This is a genomic window from Rickettsia sp. (assembly GCF_965035265.1).
This window is the reverse complement of sequence record NZ_CBCDJS010000129.1, coordinates 1-3,026: the sequence shown is the minus strand read 5'-3', so window position 1 is coordinate 3,026 and position 3,026 is coordinate 1. Positions and strand designations below refer to the sequence as shown.

The following is a 3,026-nucleotide window of genomic DNA, read 5'->3' as shown; positions in this document are numbered from 1 at the left end:
GATGCTACAGGCATCCCACTGCTCGCCTGCTTTAAGATAGACATGATTTGGCTATCACTGTGTTTTGATATTGTCATTTATAGAATCTCCTTCTTTACTTCTAAAAAATTCTACTCCTTTTGTCGATTGTTTTTGGGGAGGATTACCTTTAGATGAGTTTTGGAAGATAGTAAATCTTTTTACTGATAAGAAAATTTTTATGATTGGAGGAGCAGAAGTAGCGACCATTTTCCTAAAACAAAATCTTATTGATGAATTTTTACTTACGAAAATAAATAAAAATTATGATGGAGATACTTTTTTTCCACTTAATCTTTTAGCAGGATGGCATTCGGTAATAATAGACAAAACAAATAACTATCAAATTTATAAATTTACTAAAAGGAGGTAACATGAAATTTTTAGAACAGCTTAATATAGATCTTGAACAATATAACCTTTTAAATCATCCATTTTATCAATTATGGAATATGGGAAAACTTACCCATTCTACTTTACAAACTTATGCAAAAGAATATTATCATCATGTTACAGCTTTTCCGCGTTATATAAGTGCAATACATTCCAAATGTAATGATATAAAAGCTAGGCAAATATTACTTAGTAATATTATAGAAGAAGAACAAGGTGAAGAAAATCACCCAGAACTATGGAAACGTTTTGCTGAAGGACTTGGATGTTTAAGAAACAAACTCACTTCAGAACCTGAATTAGACTCAACTCAAAAACTTGTTCAAGGTTATTTTAAATTAACAGAGAAATCTTTTTCTATAGGGCTTGGAGCACTTTATGCTTATGAGCGTCAGACGCCTGAAGTATCTGACTCTAAAATTCAAGGGTTACAAAAATTTTATGAAATTTCAGACTACAGAACTTTACAATTTTTCATTGTTCATAGTAAGGTTGATCAATGGCATACACAAGAATGTGCAAACTTGATTAATAATTTAAGTTCCAAAGAACAAAAATTAGCATATCAAGGAGCAATAAAAGGTGCAAAATTACTATGGCAATTCCTAGACGGTATACCTTCGAGTAAATGAAGAGTTGGTATACGAAGGTCAATTTTAAAAAGAGCAAGGAGTTCACAAGGCGAGGAGCGGAGCGTATATTTAATACGTGAGCACCACAGCTCTTGTAAAACGACGTAGCTAATTTTTGAAATTCACCGAGTATACAACGTATCAATAATTTAACTATTATTCTTTCATAAAATGAAAAATATCTTCCTACATTCCTTAATTCTTGAGAATTATCGTAATTTTAAAAATCTTGAACTGAAAACAGATAATATACCGATAATTTTAATAGGTGAAAACGGTAGCGGTAAAACTAATATTTTAGAAGCTATATCGCTTTTTTACCCCGGTAGAGGACTTCGGTCGGCAAAGCTTGCCGATATATGCAAAGCTTCAGAAGATCATTGCTCTATTAAAGCTTTATTACATAGCAAGCTAGGGCTTGCGGAGTTTACTACTGGGTTCAAACGTAGTTCAAATAGAAGAATAACCGAGTATAACGAAAGTAAAATAGCCAATAACGAGTTAAGCAAATTCACTAGCATGGTATGGCTGACTCCGCAAATGGAAGGAATTTTTACTAGTAGCAGCAGTGATAGAAGAAAATTCCTTGATAGAATAGTTTATAATTTTGATCCAAAGCATGCAGAATTAGTTAGTAAATACGAATATTACATGTATGAACGAAATAAAATTCTAGTAGAAGAAATACGAGATGATAATTGGCTGAAAATCATCGAAGAAAAAATGGCTGATATTTCTAGTCATATTGCTACTAACCGCTTAAAAACTTTAGAATTTATGCAGCAGGCAATCGATGATTTAGAAAATGCATTTCCAAAAGCTGATTTATCGATTGACGGCATTATTGAACAAAAAATATTAGGCGGCGAAGAAAATATTACTAGTTTTATTACAACAGAACTTTATCAAACAAGAGGCAAGGATAAACTACTTGGTCGCACTAGTTTTGGAGTTCATAAAAGCGACTTTTTAGTAAAACATAAAAAGAAAAATATTTTAGCAAAACTCTGTTCTACAGGTGAACAAAAAGCTATATTAATTGCAATAATTCTTGCTGAAATGAATTATGCTATAAAGCTAACTAAAATAGCACCGATTTTACTTTTGGATGAGGTATTTGTTCATCTAGACGATAAAAGACGTGAGTATTTAACCGAATTTTTTACCAACTTAAACATGCAGCTATGGGTTACTGCTACCGATTTAGAGGGTATAGAAAATTTTGCAAGTAAAGCACAATTGATAAAGTTATAAGACATTGCCTAAAAAAAGTTGATATCGTCATTGCAAGCAGGTATTGTTGCGTGGACCGGTAAATGCTCTTTATGTCATTCCCGCGAAAGCGGGAATCCAGAAAAAAAGTATAAATACAGCAAATTTTTGAAATTAAAAGCTCGATTTATCTCGCTTTATGCTGGATTCCTGCTTTCGCAGGAATGACATCGGTATCTACGCAACAATGCCTGCTCACAATAACGGGAAATTGTATATAAAATATATTGCTTAATCTTTTGAAACTGCTTAAAATTAATTTTTAATTTATATAATTACTATAACAAAACAAGTTAATAAAATATCTTATGATGAAGTACCTTATTCCCCACTCACTTTCAGTTATACCTCCCCACCGTATTTAAGAACTATCGGTAAACTATTTGGACTGAATCCAGCACCTCTTGAAACAGCTAGAATACTTGAGATCGGTTGTGGAATCGGTGTTAATATTCTTAATTTCGCCGAAATATATCCTAAATCGTATACCCTTGGTATTGATTTATCCAAAACACAAATAGAACTCGGCAAAAAAATTATCAGCGATTTGAAACTAAAAAATGCTGGTAATCCTCCCCAAAAACAATCGACAAAAGGAGTAGAATTTTTTAGAAGTAAAGAAGGAGATTCTATAAATGACAATATCAAAACACAGTGATAGCCAAATCATGTCTATCTTAAAGCAGGCGAGCAGTGGGATGCCTGTAGCAT

2 protein-coding genes and 2 pseudogenes are annotated in these 3,026 nt (G+C 32.4%); all 4 read left to right on the top strand.

Annotated features, from left to right (window positions below; genetic code table 11):
- Nucleotides 1-175: 175 nt before the first annotated feature.
- Nucleotides 176-391: pseudogene (locus AC1Z7D_RS06770) on the top strand (dihydrofolate reductase); the annotation flags it as partial.
- 1 nt (nucleotide 392) lies between these two features.
- Complete coding sequence (locus tag AC1Z7D_RS06765; protein ID WP_482603078.1) at nucleotides 393-1,043, top strand: CADD family putative folate metabolism protein; 651 nt, start codon at nucleotides 393-395, stop codon at nucleotides 1,041-1,043.
- 171 nt (nucleotides 1,044-1,214) lie between these two features.
- Nucleotides 1,215-2,297 carry a DNA replication/repair protein RecF gene (recF, locus tag AC1Z7D_RS06760; protein ID WP_482603076.1) on the top strand — a complete coding sequence of 361 codons (1,083 nt, stop codon included), beginning with the start codon at nucleotides 1,215-1,217 and terminating at the stop codon, nucleotides 2,295-2,297.
- Nucleotides 2,298-2,595: 298 nt separating this feature from the next.
- Nucleotides 2,596-2,880 (top strand): annotated as a pseudogene (locus AC1Z7D_RS06755) (class I SAM-dependent methyltransferase); the annotation flags it as partial.
- Nucleotides 2,881-3,026: the final 146 nt, after the last annotated feature.